The 16,937-nt window shown below is 50.8% G+C and carries 22 protein-coding genes, 1 tRNA gene and 1 pseudogene; 14 read left to right on the forward strand and 10 right to left on the reverse strand.

Annotated features, from left to right (window positions below; translation table 11 throughout):
* Window positions 1–20: 20 nt before the first annotated feature.
* Window positions 21–233 (reverse strand): ribosome-associated protein YbcJ, encoded by a 213-nt coding sequence (ybcJ, locus tag N1689_RS01030; protein ID WP_013357050.1) that lies wholly within the window; start codon window positions 231–233, stop codon window positions 21–23.
* The gene (folD, locus tag N1689_RS01035) at window positions 234–1,100 is read right to left on the reverse strand and encodes a bifunctional methylenetetrahydrofolate dehydrogenase/methenyltetrahydrofolate cyclohydrolase FolD (protein ID WP_161732013.1); all 867 of its coding nucleotides are present in this window, start codon (window positions 1,098–1,100) and stop codon (window positions 234–236) included.
* A gap of 173 nt (window positions 1,101–1,273) precedes the next feature.
* Here folD and N1689_RS01040 point away from each other — a divergent pair, with 173 nt between their 5' ends.
* Both N1689_RS01040 and N1689_RS01045 read left to right on the forward strand, forming a co-directional pair.
* Window positions 1,274–1,777 (forward strand): DUF1198 family protein, encoded by a 504-nt coding sequence (locus N1689_RS01040; protein ID WP_222924399.1) that lies wholly within the window; start codon window positions 1,274–1,276, stop codon window positions 1,775–1,777.
* A 94-nt stretch (window positions 1,778–1,871) separates the two neighbouring features.
* Window positions 1,872–1,948, forward strand: a tRNA-Arg gene (locus tag N1689_RS01045).
* A gap of 18 nt (window positions 1,949–1,966) precedes the next feature.
* Here the strand turns inward: N1689_RS01045 and N1689_RS01050 are convergent.
* Window positions 1,967–2,167 (reverse strand): annotated as a pseudogene (locus tag N1689_RS01050) (tyrosine-type recombinase/integrase); the annotation flags it as partial.
* Window positions 2,168–2,272: 105 nt separating this feature from the next.
* Here N1689_RS01050 and N1689_RS01055 point away from each other — a divergent pair.
* A complete protein-coding gene (locus tag N1689_RS01055; RefSeq protein WP_222924397.1) occupies window positions 2,273–3,412 on the forward strand; it encodes a hypothetical protein in 1,140 nt (379 codons plus the stop codon).
* A 158-nt stretch (window positions 3,413–3,570) separates the two neighbouring features.
* Here the strand turns inward: N1689_RS01055 and N1689_RS01060 are convergent, their stop codons facing one another.
* Together N1689_RS01060 and N1689_RS01065 are read right to left on the reverse strand one after the other, a co-directional pair.
* Window positions 3,571–3,783 (reverse strand): hypothetical protein, encoded by a 213-nt coding sequence (locus tag N1689_RS01060; protein WP_033779622.1) that lies wholly within the window; start codon window positions 3,781–3,783, stop codon window positions 3,571–3,573.
* A gap of 129 nt (window positions 3,784–3,912) precedes the next feature.
* Entirely contained in the window at window positions 3,913–4,140 is a 228-nt protein-coding gene (locus N1689_RS01065) for a DUF333 domain-containing protein (RefSeq protein ID WP_222925493.1), read from the reverse strand.
* Between the two features lie 509 nt (window positions 4,141–4,649).
* On the opposite strand from N1689_RS01065, the gene N1689_RS01070 reads away from it, so the two are divergent.
* Window positions 4,650–4,973 carry a hypothetical protein gene (locus N1689_RS01070; RefSeq protein ID WP_222924396.1) on the forward strand — a complete coding sequence of 108 codons (324 nt, stop codon included), beginning with the start codon at window positions 4,650–4,652 and terminating at the stop codon, window positions 4,971–4,973.
* On the opposite strand, the gene N1689_RS01075 is transcribed toward N1689_RS01070, so the two are convergent.
* Entirely contained in the window at window positions 4,970–5,788 is an 819-nt protein-coding gene (locus N1689_RS01075; protein ID WP_260057651.1) for a DUF4225 domain-containing protein, read from the reverse strand. The genes N1689_RS01070 and N1689_RS01075 overlap by 4 nt on opposite strands.
* A 564-nt stretch (window positions 5,789–6,352) precedes the next feature.
* Between N1689_RS01075 and N1689_RS01080 the strand changes: the two genes are divergently transcribed.
* The gene (locus N1689_RS01080; protein WP_260057652.1) at window positions 6,353–6,676 is read left to right on the forward strand and encodes a hypothetical protein; all 324 of its coding nucleotides are present in this window, start codon (window positions 6,353–6,355) and stop codon (window positions 6,674–6,676) included.
* A gap of 306 nt (window positions 6,677–6,982) precedes the next feature.
* On the opposite strand, the gene N1689_RS01085 is transcribed toward N1689_RS01080, so the two are convergent.
* A complete protein-coding gene (locus tag N1689_RS01085; RefSeq protein ID WP_260057653.1) occupies window positions 6,983–7,309 on the reverse strand; it encodes a SymE family type I addiction module toxin in 327 nt (108 codons plus the stop codon).
* 513 nt (window positions 7,310–7,822) lie between these two features.
* Between N1689_RS01085 and ddpX the strand changes: the two genes are divergently transcribed.
* Window positions 7,823–8,404, forward strand: coding sequence for a D-alanyl-D-alanine dipeptidase (ddpX, locus tag N1689_RS01090; protein ID WP_253421250.1), 582 nt, complete (start codon window positions 7,823–7,825; stop codon window positions 8,402–8,404).
* Between the two features lie 169 nt (window positions 8,405–8,573).
* On the opposite strand, the gene N1689_RS01095 is transcribed toward ddpX, so the two are convergent.
* On the reverse strand, window positions 8,574–8,810 hold the full coding sequence (locus N1689_RS01095; protein WP_003854080.1) for a DUF2171 domain-containing protein: 237 nt from the start codon (window positions 8,808–8,810) through the stop codon (window positions 8,574–8,576).
* 355 nt (window positions 8,811–9,165) lie between these two features.
* Here N1689_RS01095 and N1689_RS01100 point away from each other — a divergent pair, with 355 nt between their 5' ends.
* The 4 genes from N1689_RS01100 (at window position 9,166) to N1689_RS01115 (ending at window position 12,678) form a co-directional block, all read left to right on the forward strand.
* Window positions 9,166–9,762 carry a DUF1349 domain-containing protein gene (locus N1689_RS01100; protein ID WP_260057654.1) on the forward strand — a complete coding sequence of 199 codons (597 nt, stop codon included), beginning with the start codon at window positions 9,166–9,168 and terminating at the stop codon, window positions 9,760–9,762.
* Window positions 9,763–9,858: 96 nt separating this feature from the next.
* Window positions 9,859–10,878 carry a DUF481 domain-containing protein gene (locus N1689_RS01105; RefSeq protein WP_260057655.1) on the forward strand — a complete coding sequence of 340 codons (1,020 nt, stop codon included), beginning with the start codon at window positions 9,859–9,861 and terminating at the stop codon, window positions 10,876–10,878.
* A gap of 103 nt (window positions 10,879–10,981) precedes the next feature.
* Window positions 10,982–11,947, forward strand: coding sequence for a magnesium and cobalt transport protein CorA (locus tag N1689_RS01110; protein ID WP_253421256.1), 966 nt, complete (start codon window positions 10,982–10,984; stop codon window positions 11,945–11,947).
* 497 nt (window positions 11,948–12,444) lie between these two features.
* Complete coding sequence (locus tag N1689_RS01115; protein WP_222924380.1) at window positions 12,445–12,678, forward strand: hypothetical protein; 234 nt, start codon at window positions 12,445–12,447, stop codon at window positions 12,676–12,678.
* A gap of 7 nt (window positions 12,679–12,685) precedes the next feature.
* Here N1689_RS01115 and N1689_RS01120 read toward each other — a convergent pair whose 3' ends face one another.
* Window positions 12,686–13,615 (reverse strand): lipid kinase, encoded by a 930-nt coding sequence (locus N1689_RS01120; protein ID WP_161732033.1) that lies wholly within the window; start codon window positions 13,613–13,615, stop codon window positions 12,686–12,688.
* 168 nt (window positions 13,616–13,783) lie between these two features.
* Between N1689_RS01120 and N1689_RS01125 the strand changes: the two genes are divergently transcribed.
* From N1689_RS01125 to N1689_RS01135, 3 genes are all read left to right on the forward strand, one after another.
* Window positions 13,784–14,056: a cupin domain-containing protein gene (locus N1689_RS01125; RefSeq protein WP_161732035.1), complete on the forward strand. Its 273-nt coding sequence runs from the start codon at window positions 13,784–13,786 to the stop codon at window positions 14,054–14,056.
* Between the two features lie 12 nt (window positions 14,057–14,068).
* Window positions 14,069–14,494 carry a DUF4186 domain-containing protein gene (locus N1689_RS01130; RefSeq protein ID WP_161732037.1) on the forward strand — a complete coding sequence of 142 codons (426 nt, stop codon included), beginning with the start codon at window positions 14,069–14,071 and terminating at the stop codon, window positions 14,492–14,494.
* A gap of 138 nt (window positions 14,495–14,632) precedes the next feature.
* A complete protein-coding gene (locus N1689_RS01135; protein ID WP_161732039.1) occupies window positions 14,633–14,950 on the forward strand; it encodes a hypothetical protein in 318 nt (105 codons plus the stop codon).
* Window positions 14,951–15,014: 64 nt separating this feature from the next.
* On the opposite strand, the gene N1689_RS01140 is transcribed toward N1689_RS01135, so the two are convergent.
* Window positions 15,015–16,253: an AI-2E family transporter gene (locus N1689_RS01140; RefSeq protein ID WP_260057656.1), complete on the reverse strand. Its 1,239-nt coding sequence runs from the start codon at window positions 16,251–16,253 to the stop codon at window positions 15,015–15,017.
* Between the two features lie 352 nt (window positions 16,254–16,605).
* Between N1689_RS01140 and N1689_RS01145 the strand changes: the two genes are divergently transcribed.
* Entirely contained in the window at window positions 16,606–16,935 is a 330-nt protein-coding gene (locus tag N1689_RS01145) for a hypothetical protein (RefSeq protein WP_222924375.1), read from the forward strand.
* Window positions 16,936–16,937: the final 2 nt, after the last annotated feature.

The raw sequence follows: 16,937 nt of genomic DNA on the forward strand, positions 1-16,937 counted from the left end.
CCCGCAGGGACGCCTGAAAATTACTCGACGACAGTGATGCGAAAACCAGCAAATTCCACAGTCTGACCGGCAACGATCTTGCAGCGCTTACGGGTCTCTACCGCGCCATTGACCTTCACTTCACCCTCGGCAATCACGACTTTCGCCTGTGCGCCACTCTGAACCCAGCCTTCCAGCTTCAGCAGGTCACACAGATCGACGTGCGGGAATTTACCCAGTGAAAAACTTGCCATTTAAACGTCCTCTTTATCGTGAAACTCTTCGCACGCCTGCAGCGTGTTTTGAATCAGTGTTGCGACTGTCATCGGTCCGACACCGCCCGGTACCGGGGTAATGTAGGATGCGCGCTCTGATGCGCTGTCAAAATCAACGTCGCCCACCACTTTGCCGCTGTCCAGACGGTTAATGCCCACGTCGATGACGATGGCACCCGGTTTAATCCAGTCGCCCGGAATAAAGCCTGGCTTGCCCACCGCAACGACAAGCAGATCGGCATGCTCAACGTGATGGCGCAGATCTTTGGTAAAGCGATGGGTCACGGTGGTGGTGCAGCCCGCAAGCAGCAGCTCCATGCTCATCGGACGACCAACAATGTTAGACGCACCGACCACCACAGCATTCAGGCCATAGGTGTCGATGTTGTAGCGCTCCAGCAGCGTCACGATACCGCGCGGGGTGCAGGGACGCAGGGTTGGCGCACGCTGGCACAGGCGGCCAACGTTATAAGGGTGGAAGCCATCAACATCCTTATCTGGCGTGATGCGCTCCAGCACTTTCACATTATCGATGCCCGCTGGCAGCGGCAGCTGCACCAGGATGCCATCGATTTCAGCGTCCTGATTGAGCTTATCGATCAGCTCCAGAAGCTCAGCTTCGCGGGTGGTGGCAGGCAGATCGTAAGAGCGGGAGTGGAAACCGACCTCTTCACAGGCGCGGCGTTTGCTGGCCACATAGATCTGCGATGCCGGGTTTTCACCCACCAGAACCACGGCCAGACCTGGCGCACGTTTTCCGGCGGCCAGACGCTGCTTTACTTTTTCCGCAACCTCAACGCGCACCTGCTGCGCAATCGTTTTACCGTCAATAATTTTTGCTGCCATCAGAGAGGAAATCCACTGTGTTGTATTGAATCGGGGAAGGGGGCTATTTTGTCAGAAGCGTGGGCTGCTGTCAGTCACAGTTTCAGCCGCGTATGCGCTTTCCGGCTTTTTCGTCGCGACGAGTACCTGCCTCCATGCGTATGATATCTGCAGGACAATCCGGGGACGATGTAATGATTTGGATAATGCTTGCTACGCTGGCGGTGGTGTTTGTCGCTGGATTTCAGCTGCTCACCGCTGGCTCACGCCATGCCGCTCAGCGGCTCAGCAAACGGCTGCAGCTGCCACCGGTCCAGGTGGAATCAATGATCTCTATGATGGGGAAAGAGGCGGCGAAAGAGTTTACCGACTATCTCAGCAAGGATAATGAAACGCACCTGCATAATGGCGCAGCGGTACTGCTGATCTGGCAGGTGTTGATTGTTGATGGCAGCGAAGAGAACAGCCAGCGCTGGCATGCGATTCTCAGTCGTGCCGGTTTTCCACCGCTTATCAGCCGCCAGCAGTTGCTGCTCGCGCTGGGCTTTCTGCGCCAGCTGGAGCCGGACAGCCAGGTGCTGCACGCACTTCGTGAGCAATACAATGCGCGTTTCACCTCACAAGGGATTGAGCTGGAAGGAGAATTTACCGGCACCAGTAAACTTGTGTCGCTCAGCGAATGGCGCAGGCGCCACTGACGTCAATTGGTCATTACCGCAGCACTTCGCTGCGGAGAAACGGCAAAAACGTTGACGTACCCGCTTCCCGACGTATAATCCGTGCCATCTCCATGCGCCCTTAGCTCAGTTGGATAGAGCACCGGCCTTCTAAGCCGTAGGTCACAGGTTCGAATCCTGTAGGGCGTACCAAATAAAATCAACGAGTTATCACCTCCCTCCGACTACCAGATTTTCCACATGGGACAGATTTGGGACACGACTGCCAAAAATCGCATCAATTTGCCGTGCATGCTCCGTTAAATGGTTAGGTGCAGGGTGCGCATACCGCTGGACCATTTCGATACTTTCCCAGCCTCCCATTTCCTGCAGCGCAGAAAACGGAACTCCAGACTGAATTAGCCAGCTTGCTCCGTGTTGAGGGTACGCAAATTATCGACAAATCACAGATGGGATGTGAAAACCATAACTGATAGCTAGCGACCTTCGGGTGGCTTTTTTCTAAGGGGCAAGGAAATGAAAAAGTCTATTCTGGCATGTTTTATATCTGTTTTCATTTTGACAGGATGTGGTCCAAAGGAGCTTTCTCCTGAAGAGAAACAAAAAGTAGAGCAACTCAAGGTAGAATTATCACAAACAGAAAGTGAGATTTCGTCCGCGAATGCCACCAATCAGAACTACTCTGGTGGGCTGATCAAGACTTTAATCAGCGCCAGAGTTGAGATTCTCAAAACAAACCAGGCGCTAATTAAGCAGCGAATTGATGCTATTGAGTCAGGCGCAAAAATAACAATGGATGTACACGTAATAAAACCGGATGAGGCGGCGGCTGATTCAGTTAAGAGCGAAATAGATGCGTTAAATGCTCAGATTTCTCAGGCTAAAGCAGAAGCGAACCAATATAGCGGTGGCTTGGTTCTTGCGATGAAACTGGCAGCAATCGCAACTCAGGAGCAAACCATGGCGATGCTTCAACAGCGCTATTTGTCAGCCAGGTATGGACTTGCTAACGCTATGCCATCTGATTTGAAGCAGGGCAACGTTGCGGAAGCAAAGCCAATCGAGAAAGCAGTTCAGGCTAACAATAATCAGCCATTACTTCCGCCGGGAGATGGGCCATTTGGCCTGGAGTCAGGTTTAACCAAAAAGAATATCGAAGATATGACCGGTGAAGAGCTTAAGCCTTATGAGGGCGTGACAAATCTCTACACTGTAAAATTTCCACCGAAAAAGAACACTGAATTTGAGGGTTATGGTCTACTTATATCTCCAAAGTCTGGCCTATGCCAAATCAGAGCGTTAGGTAAAAACATTGATACAGACAGTTATGGACTTGCGCTCCAATCAAAATACAAAGAACTCTTCGATTCTCTCTCTTCAATCTATGGCAAACCTAAAAGCACCGATTTTTTACTTTCAGGCTCAATCTGGAAAGAACCTCAAGACTGGATGATGGCGCTGAACAAAAAGGAACGTTTCCTCTCAGCTCAATGGGAAGAATCGTCTGCAACACCTCTTAAAAACAGGCTCACATCTGTCTCAATGGAGGTAAGAGCCAATGACTCCAGTAAGGGATATGTTTATCTTCAGTATGACTTCAACAACATAGATGCTTGCAACGCAGAAATTGAAGAAGCTAAGAAAAGCTCGTTATAAACCTTTTTCTCAATATTGCTATATAAACGCTTATAAAATTTTTTAACTACACCTCGCTTCGGCGAGGTTTTTTATGAGCAAAATATTCGATCAAAACGATCAAATCATCATTTCATAAATCGGCATACAAATAGAGATTATTTCAGAATGTCGCTTCGTTATCGTTGGTTAGCTTTGCGATATAGCCAGACACCGATAAAGGCCAGCAGAGCAGAAAGCACCGCCTTAAGTGCAATCACTGTGAATTCGAAACTATCCATAGCGCCTTCACCATCACCGCTAATGTGGCCTTCTACCAGGGATCTGATGATGCTTTCAGGTATGAGAAACCAGGTTGCGGAGAAGATTATAATAAATATCAGTATTTTCATCGCACTACACACTTTGTGAAATCAGGAACATCAATGCGGCCGTATGCTGGTAATCCTTCTTTCATAAAGCCACGTCCCATTCTTACGGCTCCTTGATAGCTGCCCTGATATGCCTTCCGACTAACGAGTCTATTGGTTATCCCTTCTGTACAGCGCCCACTCCTCGATGCGCTCTCCGCCTGGCAGAGTACAGTAACCTGATTCACCATCCGGGCCCTTCACTATGTCCAGCTTGCCGCCCATCTTTTCACAATACACAGAGGCTGGGTTAGCCATGCCCACAACGTGTTGTCTGTCATTATGGGGTACACAGGCTGTGAGTAATAAAATGGTCGCTGCGATTGTAATTGTTTTCATTTTTAACCTTATCTGAAGAGATTGATGAGGGTTAATCGTTATATCCACGCTGCTTCATCTCGCGCTAGTTTTTCTGTTTAATTAAACGGCTATTGTGACCCTGTGTAGCCATTGAAATCAGATCATAACCTGGGCTTAATCCCGCCAGTTAGTGTGGATTTATACATACATCGTGTTCATTAGGTGCATCACCACTTTCCCTTACCTTTGGGATCGCATCTCATCTGGGTACAGCCAGAGCTGCGTTGGCCACATAAACCGGCTACAGGCGCTGCTTCAGCAGCTGCATTGCTGGCCGCTTATTCGTCAGCTGTAACCGGCGCATTGATAGAGCACTTAAGGAGGGGCAGCCATCGCGGGATTAACGGGTTACACCACACCAATGACAGCAGCGCAGACAATATCATCGGGCGGTACCGGTGCCGCCCATGTAAAGAGGGGGGTTAGCCTGGCTCAGGTACACTGTGCTATATTTTGCTCGTATCGCAACGGCATTCAGGATGAATCAGATGAACGAATTTGAGCAAAAACTCTTTAATAATGGCTTCTCTGCTAAAGAGATCGGTAAACTCAAAAGTATTATAAAAAAAGACGAGTCAAAAAAAGATACACTTCAAAGCCTCGTGATTGATCTAAGTAAACGCTTCTGGGGCGGAGTTATTGCTCTTATTATTTTGATGCTTATTGGACTGGATGGCATTTTCAATGCAGATGCTTCAAATGCCATTCCATATATCGTTGTTCTGACGTTTGCATTCCTTGTGGTCTATTTTGTTACGCCTATGAGACTGGCATGGAAATCCTACAAGTTTGTCAGAAAAACCAGAAGTTAGTTTTGAGAGGGGCTATTTTGCATTTGATAAAGGTTGATACTTATTCCAGTCCCCTTATAGGCTGCTCCAGCGCCTTTAAAAGCAAGTGCTGGTTTACTCATAACCTGTACTTTGCGGTAATAGTCAGTTGGCAGATATTTGTATAGCCTCCAGGCCTCTGGCTTCAACGTCAGCTTGAAAATGCCATAGTATGAAGTGGTCAAATCAACTACCTGATAGGCTAGCAATCCCAGTCGCTTATCAAAGCCAAAGAAATCTGCCACATCCTCATATTTATCTCTTATTGGGTTAGATGGATGAGCCACACCGCTAAGTCTACCTATGCTCTCAATCCCTGATCCCACTCCATTCATCACCAGGGTGGAACCCGCTACAACACCTAAAATATTACCCGTGGTGACAGAACCCACAATCAGACCGACCCCAGCCACGATTTGTAAGCCACTCAACACCACGCCGATGCCATTGATTACATACCCAATGACCTTTTCATGGTCATGGTAAAACTGCACCGAAGACGATACGACAGCTTCACCAGTTCTGAGCATTCTGTCCTGAATCTTAAGATACTGGCTTTCCTGCTTCAGATTCTGGATACACTCCTGACACTGATCATCCGAAGTCGAATTGCGAATCGTATGGAGCTGTAGTCGAGCGAAATCACGCACTTCATCCTGAAATTTTACTCTTAAAAGAGCATCTTTAAGATGAAATTGTGAAAATGAGATTGCTACATTAACTAACTGATTAGCTTCAATATTTGCAATCGTCAGAAAGTAGTTTGAGAGTCTTCTGGTGTCCCAATAGTTGTCCATAACAATACCTTTATATAAGCGTCTTTCTCACCAGACATGGTTAATCAGATCCTAAAATAGCTGGAGTTTTTAGAGATTACAAATTGAAGATTTTAAGGAGTGGTGACAGTTTTAGTAAGGGGTGCCTCAGAAGCATGCAACAAATTCAAATAAAAAATTTCTTATATAACAATAGGCTTTCTAACAGGAGTAAATCCTTTAGGGTACCCAATTCTACCTTTTGTTTAGCATCCACATACTCTTTGTTTTTATACTGCCGTCATAATACCTTAATGGTTTGCTTTCTTTCGTACGCACGTATTCAATAGCAGTACTTTGACTATGCGGTAGTTTGGATATGGTACCAATTTATGGCTTTGTCTGGAGGCTCGTAAAGTCAAAACCTGTTATCGACAGTTCTGATGTTTGCATTCGCCGATTAATTGCTCGCGCTGTAGGTTTTCAGCTAGTTGAAAAAAGGTTAATCCAAGGTTAGATAAACACTGATGGCGGAGCAGATCATATAAAAAGGTTGGTCAGGATGGTATCTTCGTACGCATAGAAACATACTTCAGGAGGAATCTGATGAACGAATTTGAGCAAAAGCTTTTTCAAAGTGATTTCTCAGCTAAAGATCTGCGAAAACTAAAAGATATGCTTACCAGAGATGAGAACAAATTATACACCCCGCAGTCTCTCGTCCAGGAAATCAGTAAGCGTTTTTGGGCTGGAATTATTTGCATGGCGACTTTAACTTCTGTTTTCATTTATGGAGTAGCAAAAGGACATCAGCAAAGCCTGATATCATATGCAATCGTCCTGATGGTAGGAGCAGTTGTAGTATATTTAGTGATACCGATGAATCTTGCATGGAAATCATATAAATTCACCAGAGCATGTAAGCGCTAATTTTTATACACTGCTAATTGCCTTATTCCTGTTTGAGGCACGCATTTATAGTTGTACGATCCTTACAGGAAATTAGTGGGTACATCGATAATCTGTATTTTGCGATAGTAACCATCTAATAATTCTCCTGAAATCATTCCAATCTATAGATTATCTGTCCTCTCATTATAAAAGGCGATTAAAACAGGGGAGCGCTACGTTGGCGGGGCAAAAGATCCTTTAAATATAGAAACACGGATAATCATTGCCAGCAATACTAATCTGCCGCTCCCCAAACAGAAGCGGCATCCTTTCACCTCAACACCGCTAACCCGCAGTCACACCCGACAATGCCAGCACCTGCTTCTGTTTCTTTGCAGGCAGCTTATTCAGCTGCGCTAAAGCATTAACCAGTTGCTCATCGACAGGCTCGGGTGGCTTCACGGTCAGCACAATACGGCCCTCTGTGACGTTCACCTCAACTTCAGTGCTGGTGGTAAATCCGGCGGCTGCCAGCCACTGGCCTTTCATAATGATCGACGGAATACGGATATAGTCTGGATACCGGCTGGCGTAACTCACCGTTAATTTACGCCGGGTAACGGAAGGGGCTTCTGGATTTAAACCAACTGCATTACACTCTGACTCAGTCATGATCTCTATTCCTTGAAAATAGGGTTGTGATTAGCGATGCAGAGGTGCTCCAACACCTCTGGATCGCGCTAAATACCTGTACATATAATCAACTAATACGAATAAAGTCCAGCTGAAAATCGATGTAAATCAGCGAGTTTTCTCACAATTAAAACGCTATTATTTGCGGCGCAGATCGTAAAATAAAGTAATTAACTGCAACACGAAAGCTAATGCAAAACAGAGTGCCGATTTGTATATGGCATAAATAAAATAACGATTTTCACCTGACCACGTTTAATTATAAAGCGCCGTAGATCCTGACGTCATCGGACTGATTATCTCGCTCATAACAATTCCTGAAACCATAAACGCTGCCAGCCAGCATCCGGAGTAAACAAACTGCCACACCCTGCCTGGACTCAAAAATTAAAGACACTTTTTTTCCTCCCGCCGCAGTGCCATGATAACCGCCTCATAACTATCTTCTCCGGCCAGCCCGCCACAGAGCACATAAACAGGGAGCACTTCATCATGGAAAGTAAAAATCTTGTTGATATTGCTGAGGCCTTTCCTCAGTTAGCCATCGATCTGAAATACGCTACCGCCGACAACCTTACCGGACAGCCAATCTACCGCGATGCGCGCTGTCTGCTGCACGTTGATGCGGCAAGAGCGCTGGCGAAAAGCATCGGGATTGCAAACGTGGCGGGCTATTCACTGCTGATCCTCGATGCGTACCGGCCACCTGCCGCGCAGGCAATCCTGTGGCAGGCCTGCCCGAATCAGGACTATGTCGCACCGCTGACGCGCGGATCAAACCACAGCCGCGGCACCGCAGTAGACGTGACGCTTATCGACGAGCGTGGCGAAATCGTTGATATGGGTACCGGCTTCGATGAGATGAGTGAGCACTCCCATCCTTATCACCCTGCGGTGCCCGTTCAGGCACAGCGTAACCGTCTGATGCTTAATGCCATCATGCTGGGTGGTGGCTTCACCGGCATTGCGACCGAATGGTGGCATTTTGAATTGCCCGGATCAGAAAGCTATCTGCTGATCGACGGCGTATTTGGCTGTTATTCCTTACTGCAACCAGAAAATATCAGCCTCTGAGAAAACAGAACAATTTGAGTATATTCAGGGGAAATGCAGAAAGCGTTGTTTCTTCATCAAATGCAGAAGGGCAGAGCGATAAAATGAGCGGGTTCGGGCAGGGTGATAAGCAAAAATAGCGTAACGCAAAGAAAATAAATAAGCCGTGGCAGATGCCACGGCTAATGTTTTATGCAGACTGCCACTCACTTTCAACATCCGCTTTGGCTTTAGAAAGGATGACTTTATTATCATCAACCTCTTTCACCCAGCTGAATGGAATAATGTGGTGTTTGCCGCCCGCTTCAGGATCGCTTTTCGCCAGCTTAATTTTGTCGTCGCCTTCGAAGTGGTCGACAATCCCGACATGTTCGCCATTCACATCAACAACCTGCGCGTGATCTAAAATTTCTGATTTATCTACCATGGTGGCTTAATCCTTATATTTAATGAGTTCAGTTGCCCTCAGACAAAACAAGTCTGGTTGTTAAATGCGATTTGCGCCAGGCTATTAACAAAATGAAATAGTTGAGTGAGCTGGACCTGGTCGCTGTTATTAATTTCCGGCAGAAGAATAAAAGGTATATAAGCGAAACCGCTAACGGAACCGGCGTGTCTGCAGCCACGGGTCTGCTGACCTCACTGCCTGCCACATCGGCATCATCAGATTTGCCGAAATCGTCTGCCGCCCGTTCACCAATCAACGCTATGATAATCAGGTCAATCGCCACGCCGCAGATCGGCCAGAACGCGGGCGGTTTAACTTACCCAAAGGAGTGCCTATGACAGCAGTCAGTTCCATTACCGCTGAAGGTAGCGTCTGGATTAATCAGCCGCCGGTACACAGTCTGGATGGCGATACGCTGAGGTTTGAAACCGCGCTGAACAGCGATTTCTGGCAGCGTACCTGGTACGGCTTCGAACGTCACAGCGGCCACGCTTTTGGCTTCTGGGTGGAAAACGACTTTACCGTTCAGGTGCAGGTGAGGGCGGATTTCAGTCAGCTCTACGATCAGGCTGGTCTGTTTATTCAGGATAGCGAAACGCACTGGGTTAAGGCGGGCATTGAGTTTAACGATGATCAGCCTGCCATTGGCAGCGTAGTCACGCGTGAGTTTTCCGACTGGTCTACCGGTGTATTTCCCGGTGATGCGCGTCAGTTCTGGCTGCGCGCCACGCTGGAAAAGGCGGCATTACGAATCCAGTACTCCACCGACGGCCTGACCTGGCCGCTGTTGCGACTCTGCCCATGGCCGGGTCAGGCGCGGCGTTTTGTCGGCGTGATGGGCTGTTCGCCTGAACGCGAGGGGCTGGCGATCCGTTTCAGCGACTTCACGCTGGGTCCGCCATCCGGCAAAGCTCTGCACGACCTTTCCTGACCGCATTGCATATCATCGCGGAATCCGCTTAATTGTCAGGTCCGAATTTGCGGTGACGCGTCGTCCATACCGAACGACGCCTTTACAGGGAAAGCTATGCGTTGCGCCACCTTACTGACCCGGCTGCTGGTCATCTTCTGCTGTACCGGATGGGCAGAGCAGGCCGCAGCCGATACCGTCTGGCTGAATAATGGCGATCGACTGACTGGCACGATCCGCTACCTCAGCGACGGCAAGCTGGCGATAGAGACACACTACGCAGGCACCGTCACCCTGGCGTGGAATGCGGTCAGTACGCTTGCCAGCGACAATCCGGTCAATGTCGAAAATAAAAAGACCGGCGAACATTATCAGGTGCGGCTCTCTTCGTCCGATCCCGGCTATGTCTGGGTGGAACGCAATGAGCAGGAGCAGCAGGTCTCCGTCAGGCGCATCGATGAGTTTATGAAAGCCAAAGTGCGCAGCGATCAGCTTGCCTGGACCGGCAATATCGATGCCGGTGTTAAGGTCAAAAAAGCCTCGACGAAAACTGACGACTACAGCTTTTCGCTCAACACCAAACTGAACAAGGGGAATTGGCGTCACGACATCGGTGCGACCTATAACCGTGAGCAGGAAAACGCGAGTGTCAACACAGACAATTACAGCCTGCGCTACGCCTTCGACTATCTGGTCAGTGAGCAGTTCTTCTGGCAGACCCGCGCGACCTACAAGCGCGACTGGGTGGAAAACCTTTCACGCCAGGCGCTGCTCGGCACCGGCCCCGGTTATCAGCTATGGGACACTGAACTCAGTTCCTTCTCACTCTCGCTGCTTGGTGGTGCCTTTGAGTATGGCTACAGCGACGATCGCGAAGAACGGCACTTTGGCGGCTCGCTGCGCTGGAACTATCAGCGCTATCTGCTGGGTAAGTCGGTCACGCTTTACAGCAATGGCGATGTCGGCCATTCGCTGGATGATGACGGCGTATTTATGCTGGATGCCGAAGTCGGGCTGCGCTACAGCCTGACGTCCTGGTCAACCCTGCACCTTGGCTATCATCGCAATCTGGTCAGCGGCATTCCCGATACCCTGAACGAAGGCATTTTCTCCACCGGACTAGGCCTGAAGTGGTAACCCGCTGATCGCGCAGCGTCGCAGCAAATCCTTACTGTTTTTATCCGGTTACAGGCCCGGCTTTAGCTAAGCTGCATGTACTGTCATAACGGGAATGCAGAAGATGATCGTAAGCAGCAGGGTGTATCGTCCGGGAAGTGCGGGCGAAGAGGTCGACGTCGAAGATATCAGTGAAGTGATCAAAGAACCGGAAGCGTTTATCTGGCTCGGGCTGTGGCAGCCAGATGCTGAATTTATGGCGAAAATTAAAGAGGAGTTCGGCCTGCACGAACTGGCCGTTGAAGATGCGCTTAATGCCCACCAGCGCCCTAAAATTGAACATTATGGTGACTCACTCTTTATCGTGGTCAAGACGGTATGTGCGAAGGATGACAGCTGCGAACTGGGCGAAACCCATTTCTTTGTCGGAAAAAAATTCCTGATCAGCATCCGTCACGGCGCATCTGAAAGCTATACCCCGGTGCGGCAGCGGGCGTGTGAAAATCCGGCGCTGCTGAAGTTTGGCCCAGCGTGGCCGCTCTACTGCCTGCTTGATTTCATTGTCGATCGTTATGCCGCGCTCTCCACCTCGCTGAATGAGCGGGTCGGGCAGATGGAGAACGAACTCTTCACCAGCGAATTTGACCGTAAGTCGGTCCAGTCGGTCTACACCATGCGGCGTCATCTGCTGTCACTACGCAATGCAGCGCTGCCGGTGGAAGAGATCTGTAACCAGCTTATCCACCTGCATGAAGATCTGATCCCGCGTCCGCTGCGCGCCTATATCCGCGACGTGCAGGATCACGCCCGTCATGTGGTGACCGACGCGGAAGATATGCGGGAGATGCTGACCAGCGCCATGCAGGTCAACCTGGCGCTGGTGACGGTGCAGCAGAATGAGGTGGTCAAAAAGCTGGCGGGCTGGGGCGCGATCCTGGTGATTCCGACCGTGGTGTTCAGCATGTATGGCATGAACTTCGAACATATGCCAGAGCTGAAGTCGCTGTATGGCTATCCGCTGGCGGTTGGGCTGACGCTGCTGGCCTGTGGCGGGTTGTGGGCTAAACTGCGACGCTCTGGCTGGCTGTGATTGTCGTCTGGCAGGGGCGGATGCCGGGGCGCCTCATCTAATCCTGATACGGCGTCATCTCGCATGCTTAATGCAGCTGCCCGTGTGTGTACCTGATGCGCGCAAAGACGACGATCATTAATTCTGACGACGTGCTGGAAGCGTCACAATCCTGGCGCGATTTGAACGGATGAAACAGGCTGCGATGACATTAAAACGTTCAACGTTCTGTTATTCCGAAGACAGAAGCGCCGGGGATTGATTACAGCGTCTGAGTTGAATGGATTACGTCAGACCAGTGCCTCCGGTAACAGAAGCGCGGGCGTCATTTACCGACATTTGCCTGTCAGGCAAGGCTCCAGACGCCGCAACGATGCTAACCGGTTGACGCTGCGCTTGTTCTGCCGCTTCCCTTGTAATCCTGTGAATTTGGTTCAGACTCAGCACTCTATTCATGTTTTATCATCAGAGCTGGCCTGACTCCCAATCAGCGTTATGCTTTCACAGTCAGGATCAAAGTGAATGAATTTACGAGTTTTACCTTCTATCCGGTTACCGGCTGGCATATTGGTCCCCTGAAATCACATCGGGCACTGGTACTGAAATTCGGTTATATCGACCCCGACGCCCCGCGAGAACAGGGCCCGCAGGAGACGTTATTTCTGGGGCTGACCCTTGAAATGGCGAAGAAGCTGGCCACCAGTCTTTCTGAGCATATCGACTACGCTGAAAAAAACGGCATCGGACACTAGTTTCTTATTACTCACGCTGGTTACAACGCCTGCTGGCGGGCTGGTATATCGCGCTGTCGCCTGGGGCATAAACCTGTAGCGCACGGGCGATTAGACGGAAATGTGCCGGTGTCTGGCCGATAATCTCGCCGTCTGCATTGATGTAATGAGGACGGCGCGTTTCAATGGTCAGTTCCGTGGTGCTGAACGCCCGCACATCGCGCCAGCGGCCATGCGTGCCGCGCCGCAGAAAGGGCAGCAGCGCAATCAATTGCCAGCTGTGCTGCAACTCCAGGCTGTAGACATCCAGTAGCCCATCGTCGGGTGCTGCGCACTGTTCCACCGTCATGCCACCCCCGTAGAAGCGCCCGTTGCCTACCGATACCTGAACCGTTTTGATCGGTATCCGCTGACCCTGATGCACCAGCGTGGCGCTGAACGGACGGCTCTGCCGCAGCAGCCGCAACGCTGCCAGGGCATACCCGCCCACACCCCAGCGTTTTTTCGATTCCGCCGTAAGGTTACGCGCCAGCTCTGCCGAAAAGCCGATGCTGCAGACGTTGAGAAACAGGTGCTGATTCACTTCCCCCAGATCTACGGCGCGCCACTGCCCGTCTGCGATAATTTTCACCGCCTGTTCAAGGCTGGCGGGAATGCCCAGCGTACGGGCAAAATCGTTGGCGGTGCCCAGCGGTAAAATGCCCAGTGGCAGGCCAGTCTGCATCAGTCCCGGCGCGGCCGCGTTAAGCGTACCGTCGCCACCGCCGACGATCACGGCATCGACGCGACCGGCATACGCCGCGATGAGCTGGCTGTAGGTGCGGGTCTCATCCTCGTCCGGTTGTAGCAGGGTGAAACCAGCCTGAACCAGCAGCGTCTGCGCCCGACTGGCCTCAATGCGCCCTTTTCGTGAGCGCTGATTAATCAGCAGCAGAGCCGTTCTCTGAGGGTTAGACATACTTTTACGTCATCCTGATGTCAAAATGGGGAACGAGACGGCAAGTACAGCATTGGCCTGACCCGTGAACAACCCTGTTTGCGCGACTTTACGTACCCGCTCCGTGCCATAAGCGGCGATAAAGATCGTCTACACTGCTTAGGGTCAGTTCCATATTGAGGAGTTGCAATGACCGAACACGAATTCAGAAAATTGTTAGCCGAACAGGGTTTTGATGAGCCACTGCTGATTGAGCGTGCCGCATCAGCCCAGCTTGATAATCACGTCCATCCTTTTGAAGCGCTGGCCCTGATTCTCAGTGGTGACATCACCATCAGTACCGAGCAGGGCGACACGACCTATCATCCCGGCGAGACGTTTCACCTGCAGCCGAATGAACTGCATCGCGAAGCGTTCGGACCACAGGGCGTCAGCTATCTGGCGGGGCGTAAATATGAGTAACTGGCAATCAGTATGAACGTGTCTGACGATCTGTTTACCCGACTGGCACGTTCGCCGTTTCGTCAGCGCTTTCGACTGGGACGCGCTGAGTACGATTATGCGAGCAGCAAAGGCGAGCCGGTTTTGCGACAGCACGCCGCAGAGTTTGTTGCACAGCGGCTGGCGCCTGCTCAGCCGGAAAATGATGGCAAACAGACGCCGATGCGCGGCCATCCGGTGTTTATCGCCCAGCACGCCACCGCGACCTGCTGTCGTGGCTGTCTGAACAAGTGGCACAACATCGGGCAGCATCAGCCGCTGAGCGCTGAGCAGCAGGATTATGTCGTGACGGTATTACTGGCGTGGATCACCCATCAGATGCAGCAGCCAGCACCGCCCGCCCGCGTGAGCCGGAATAAGCCGAAACCGGACGACGATCCGCAGCTGGCGCTTTGGTAATGGATAAAAAAGCTACAGTCAGCGGCTTTTTCTGGTGAAAACTGGCCCTTTTTCATTCCTGGTTTATTCTTAAATCTTTCCTGGAAAGACTATGCCAGGATTAAAACCTACACGGCAACGATGAATACAGAGGGAATTATGAAGAAATCAATTATTGCACTGTCTGCTATTTTGCTGGCCTCGCCAGTATTTGCTGCTACCACCACAGATAACACCGTTGCGGAAGCGCATAAAGGCGCTGATACTGCGAAAGAAAAACTGCATCAGACCCAGAACGAAGGCAAAGAGCTGAAGCTGAAGTCTGAGCATGCCGCTGAAGGCAAAAGCCACACTACCGGTAGCAAGATCACCGAAGGTGCTCAGCAAGGCTGGCACAAAACCAAAGAAGGCACTGAAAAAGGCTGGGATAAAACCAAGCAGGGTGCTGAAGATCTGAAAAACAAAGCGACCAACTAAGACGCTGGTTTTCAGGTTAAAAAAGAACCCACCGGAAGGTGGGTTTTTTTATGGCTGATCCAGGTTACGCTTTGTTGTCCGCTGCCTTTCTTTTTGCGGCTTCTCTTTCCGCCGCGGCTAACGCTGACACTTTCATTTCCGCTTCAGCGGCCGCATCGGCTGCAGCAGAAGCGGCTTCCGCTGCGGCTTCTGCCGCTGTCTCTGACTGTTTCTTGCCTTCTTCGATCACTTCTTCGTCAATGACTTCAATATTTTCGCGGTTGTCGCGGCCGGAGAGCAGATTCCAGCAGGCGATAAACAGAGCAGCAATGACCGGACCGATCACGAAACCATTAATGCCGTATATTTCCATGCCGCCCAGCGTGGCGATCAGGATCATATAGTCAGGCATTTTAGTGTCTTTACCGACCAGCAACGGACGAAGGATGTTATCCACCAGACCGACAATCACCACGAAGAAACCAACCAGGAACAGCCCTTTCCACAGTGCGCCGGTGGCGAAGAAGAAGATTGCCGCAGGCACCCAGATGATAGCGGAACCGACCGCCGGAATCAGGGAGAGGAACGCCATCAGCGCGCCCCACAGCAGGCTGCCATCGATGCCGGTAAACCAGAACGCCAGCCCGCCGAGAATACCCTGCACGATACCGACCACCACAGTGCCTTTCACCGTCGCGCGCGCCACGGCAGCAAACTTTACCATCAGGTGATGCTTCACGTAGGTAGAAAGCGGCAGCGCTTCCAGAATCAGATGCACCAGATAGGAGCCATCTTTCAGCAGGAAGAACAGCAGATAGAGCATGATGCCAAAGCCGACGGTGAAGCTGAACGTCCCTTTACCGATGATAAAGGCACTGCCCGCCACATACTGACCGCCCTTAAGCGCAAACGAGGAGAGCTTCTGCTGAATCTGTGCGGCGTTATCCAGATTATTTTCAGCCAGGAAATGCCTTGCCCAGCGCGGCAGATGCTGCAGCAGATCGGCGAACACGGCCGGGAACTGCGACGAATTGGTCTGCAGCTTGTGATAGACCGCGTTGGTTTCAACCACCAGCGAGGAGGCAATAATCGCCAGTGGCGTGAAAACAATCAGGCAGATGCAGAACAGGGTAATTAAGGCGGCCACGCCGTTGCGGTCACCCAGTCGGTTGCGCAACCAGGTTTTCAGCGGATGGAAAATCACCGCCAGAATCGCCGCCCATAAAATTGGCGAGAAATAGGGCGAAAGCACCTCGAAAAACGCGACGGTGGCGATAGCCAGAATTAAAATGAAAAACCCGATGTTCAATCCTTTAAAACGCATGGAGAAACCTCATCTGGAACAAACTCTGATAAACCCGACGCGCAAATTTGCTGTGTCCGGCTTCGCTTGCGCGGCTGCCTTGTCACAAATTAACGCTCAGGCTTTGCTCGTTAAATACTGCTGATGGCAGCATCATGCTGGCTAACTCTCTGAAAGGTCTGGCAGAAGTGATGAACGGGCAATGTGCGTTCGCTGCGTGACTTCCGGTCGGTAGCGGGCTGCCTCTGACTGCAGCGCGCTGAATCCTACATTAGCGTAGCGGTTTCGACCATTATTGGTAGCTCAGAGACTCATGATCTCTGTGTATGTTGCCGATAACCCTGTTAATCGGGCAAAAAACAGGCAATGAAAAATGTGTAAACAGAAAGTCTTAATGGGACTACTGGTGCTGGTGTTAACCGGCTGCGCAACCAAACACTATCCACAAGCGGCTGCGGTGACGCCGCAAGAGACAGCGACGCTGAACTGCAACGTCCTGGATCAGGAGCTGAGTAAAGCGTACAGCGTGCAGAGTGATATTGAGCAGACCGGCCAGTTTAATGCTCTGACCGTGCTGGGCTTTGTCGGGGATTTCGGACTGGGCAATGGCATTGCAAAATACAATGCCACCCGGAAAGTGGAAAAGCGGGTCACTGCGTTGCAGTCGCTGAAAGCCGCAAAGTGCAGCCAGCGTCTTTCATAACG

The organism is Pantoea sp. XY16 (genome assembly GCF_025153065.1).
Classification (GTDB): Bacteria; Pseudomonadota; Gammaproteobacteria; order Enterobacterales; family Enterobacteriaceae; genus Pantoea; species Pantoea alfalfae.

Bases quoted from the DNA above. Each gene is read 5' to 3' on its own strand.
- ybcJ (WP_013357050.1), bottom strand. From the start codon at position 233: ATGGCAAGTTTTTCACTGGGTAAATTCCCGCACGTCGATCTGTGTGAC.
- folD (WP_161732013.1), bottom strand. From the start codon at position 1,100: ATGGCAGCAAAAATTATTGACGGTAAAACGATTGCGCAGCAGGTGCGC.
- N1689_RS01040 (WP_222924399.1), top strand. From the start codon at position 1,274: ATGATTTGGATAATGCTTGCTACGCTGGCGGTGGTGTTTGTCGCTGGA.
- N1689_RS01055 (WP_222924397.1), top strand. From the start codon at position 2,273: ATGAAAAAGTCTATTCTGGCATGTTTTATATCTGTTTTCATTTTGACA.
- N1689_RS01060 (WP_033779622.1), bottom strand. From the start codon at position 3,783: ATGAAAATACTGATATTTATTATAATCTTCTCCGCAACCTGGTTTCTC.
- N1689_RS01065 (WP_222925493.1), bottom strand. From the start codon at position 4,140: ATGAAAACAATTACAATCGCAGCGACCATTTTATTACTCACAGCCTGT.
- N1689_RS01070 (WP_222924396.1), top strand. From the start codon at position 4,650: ATGAACGAATTTGAGCAAAAACTCTTTAATAATGGCTTCTCTGCTAAA.
- N1689_RS01075 (WP_260057651.1), bottom strand. From the start codon at position 5,788: ATGGACAACTATTGGGACACCAGAAGACTCTCAAACTACTTTCTGACG.
- N1689_RS01080 (WP_260057652.1), top strand. From the start codon at position 6,353: ATGAACGAATTTGAGCAAAAGCTTTTTCAAAGTGATTTCTCAGCTAAA.
- N1689_RS01085 (WP_260057653.1), bottom strand. From the start codon at position 7,309: ATGACTGAGTCAGAGTGTAATGCAGTTGGTTTAAATCCAGAAGCCCCT.
- ddpX (WP_253421250.1), top strand. From the start codon at position 7,823: ATGGAAAGTAAAAATCTTGTTGATATTGCTGAGGCCTTTCCTCAGTTA.
- N1689_RS01095 (WP_003854080.1), bottom strand. From the start codon at position 8,810: ATGGTAGATAAATCAGAAATTTTAGATCACGCGCAGGTTGTTGATGTG.
- N1689_RS01100 (WP_260057654.1), top strand. From the start codon at position 9,166: ATGACAGCAGTCAGTTCCATTACCGCTGAAGGTAGCGTCTGGATTAAT.
- N1689_RS01105 (WP_260057655.1), top strand. From the start codon at position 9,859: ATGCGTTGCGCCACCTTACTGACCCGGCTGCTGGTCATCTTCTGCTGT.
- N1689_RS01110 (WP_253421256.1), top strand. From the start codon at position 10,982: ATGATCGTAAGCAGCAGGGTGTATCGTCCGGGAAGTGCGGGCGAAGAG.
- N1689_RS01120 (WP_161732033.1), bottom strand. From the start codon at position 13,615: ATGTCTAACCCTCAGAGAACGGCTCTGCTGCTGATTAATCAGCGCTCA.
- N1689_RS01125 (WP_161732035.1), top strand. From the start codon at position 13,784: ATGACCGAACACGAATTCAGAAAATTGTTAGCCGAACAGGGTTTTGAT.
- N1689_RS01130 (WP_161732037.1), top strand. From the start codon at position 14,069: ATGAACGTGTCTGACGATCTGTTTACCCGACTGGCACGTTCGCCGTTT.
- N1689_RS01135 (WP_161732039.1), top strand. From the start codon at position 14,633: ATGAAGAAATCAATTATTGCACTGTCTGCTATTTTGCTGGCCTCGCCA.
- N1689_RS01140 (WP_260057656.1), bottom strand. From the start codon at position 16,253: ATGCGTTTTAAAGGATTGAACATCGGGTTTTTCATTTTAATTCTGGCT.
- N1689_RS01145 (WP_222924375.1), top strand. From the start codon at position 16,606: ATGTGTAAACAGAAAGTCTTAATGGGACTACTGGTGCTGGTGTTAACC.